The sequence below is a fragment of the Brunnivagina elsteri CCALA 953 genome, assembly GCF_002289455.1.
GTDB lineage: Bacteria > Cyanobacteriota > Cyanobacteriia > Cyanobacteriales > Nostocaceae > Brunnivagina > Brunnivagina elsteri.
This window is the reverse complement of record NZ_NTFS01000700.1, coordinates 1-1764: the sequence shown is the minus strand read 5'-3', so window position 1 is coordinate 1764 and position 1764 is coordinate 1. Positions and strand designations below refer to the sequence as shown.

Annotated in this window: 4 protein-coding genes; all 4 read left to right on the top strand. The window is 39.7% G+C overall.

Annotation, left to right across the window (positions count from 1 at the left end):
• The first annotated feature begins 62 nt into the window (after positions 1-62).
• The 4 genes from CK510_RS30005 (at position 63) to CK510_RS32195 (ending at position 1643) form a co-directional block, all read left to right on the top strand.
• Positions 63-395 carry a PIN domain-containing protein gene (locus tag CK510_RS30005; RefSeq protein WP_342746014.1) on the top strand — a complete coding sequence of 111 codons (333 nt, stop codon included), beginning with the start codon at positions 63-65 and terminating at the stop codon, positions 393-395.
• A gap of 299 nt (positions 396-694) precedes the next feature.
• Complete coding sequence (locus CK510_RS30000) at positions 695-931, top strand: type II toxin-antitoxin system Phd/YefM family antitoxin (RefSeq protein ID WP_095725072.1); 237 nt, start codon at positions 695-697, stop codon at positions 929-931.
• Positions 932-1068: 137 nt separating this feature from the next.
• Positions 1069-1323 (top strand): type II toxin-antitoxin system VapC family toxin, encoded by a 255-nt coding sequence (locus CK510_RS29995; RefSeq protein WP_143289516.1) that lies wholly within the window; start codon positions 1069-1071, stop codon positions 1321-1323.
• 155 nt (positions 1324-1478) lie between these two features.
• Positions 1479-1643 carry a hypothetical protein gene (locus tag CK510_RS32195; RefSeq protein WP_158224998.1) on the top strand — a complete coding sequence of 55 codons (165 nt, stop codon included), beginning with the start codon at positions 1479-1481 and terminating at the stop codon, positions 1641-1643.
• Positions 1644-1764: the final 121 nt, after the last annotated feature.

The window sequence follows — 1764 nt, the reverse complement described above, 5'->3', positions numbered from 1 at the left end:
TAATCTTGTATCAGCTTGGAATAAAAAGGATTGAAACCCTTATTTTGATTGGGTTTTAACTTATTCAGCAAGCCCTAATTAATGATGTTAACGGTGTTATCAGCACTCAAGTCATTAATGAAGTTTGTTCTGTTTTAAAAAGAAAAGCCTCATTTACAGAATTAAAAATTAAACAAGTTATCGAATCTTTCTATAGTCGGGTTGCTGTAGTAGAGCTAGATAGTCAAATACTTATACACGCAACCGAATTACGGACTCGATACAGTTTTTCGTTTTGGGACGGTTTAATTGTTGCGAGTGCATTATCTGTAAATACTGACATCATTTATTCAGAAGATATGCAAGATAGCTTACTCATTGAAGGAAAAATCACAATTATTAATCCTTTAAAATAACTTATTTCTGTCGTGCGATATGCCAAAGACATTAAGCTCCGCTTATCGCATTTTGTTTGTAGGGATGTGCGTTAGCGTACTCCGAAACGGAGAAGCAAGCTACGCTATACGCGTTCCCGTAGGGTAGCTATCCGCAGGAATCGCGTTTTGGTTTGTTTGGGATGTGCTTAACGCCCTTGGCGTTAAGCTCCGCTTATCGCTTTTGGGTTTTGGTGAGAAGTGCGATCGCATTCAATTTACAAAATGAGATAGGATTTAGAAAGTGATATATACAGCTTCTCACGCGATCGCCTGATTTTATGCAAAAAATAGATATTACCAACACATCCGTTACCATAAATCAACTGATTAACCAAGTTAAAAATGGCGAAGAAATAGTGATTATTAGTCATGGTAAGCCCATAGCTCGCTTGTCATCAATCTCACATATCCTTCAACCTTTAGCATCTCGCCATAAACTGAGAGCTACCCAACCTCAAGCATTAACCAGCAATCTCGAAATCATCCAAAGTTTACGCCAAGAGGCAAGATATTGATCTACATAGACACAAGCTTTCTTGCACCTTTCTACATACAAGAAGCAACCAGTGCATCAGTTGAGACAATCCTGCTTAATATTCCTATCGTTTGATTAGCTATTAGTGATTGGACAACAGTCGAGTTTACCAGCCTTGTGTCCCGTCGTGTTCGCATGAGCGAGTTGAATTTAGAACAAATGGAAGCGGTAATACACTCATTTAAAGAAGATTTAGACCAATCTTACACAGTTTTCACGGTGACAACTGCTGATTTTATTCTCGCAGCCGAATTTATTCAACAATGGGAAACTGGGTTGAGAGCAGGAGATGCTTTACATTTAGCGATCGCTCGCAATCGCAGCGTAGAAAATCTTCTCTCACTCGATCGTGGACTTATTAATGCTGCTTGACAATTAAGCATTTCCTCAGATTCTGGTGGACTTCTTTAGATTGAAGTATGAATTATCATCGCTTTTGGTTTTGTGGGGTGCTATAAACATATCCCCGACTTCTAGGGAATAATGGGGTGATAAGCAAAACATAAACGAAGAAGTCGGGGATATTTGTGCCGTGCGCTTTTGGGTTTGGGACTCAGCTCAACTTTGGCGAAGCCGCTCCGGAGGAGCTAGTTATCGCATGTGGTTTTGGTGGGAGTGCGATTGGGTTTTGGTGGATGTGCGATATGCCCTTGGCATTAAGCTCCGCTTATCGCAACCAAACGACTCGTTGATTGTTTGATAAACTTGTCTTAATTGTTCTACAGTAAGCTGCTACGCAGCTTAATTGTATAATAGGGAATTAAGTAACTAAGCTTTTATCAGCCATATGCCAGCAAAAAACCATCTTTCTCA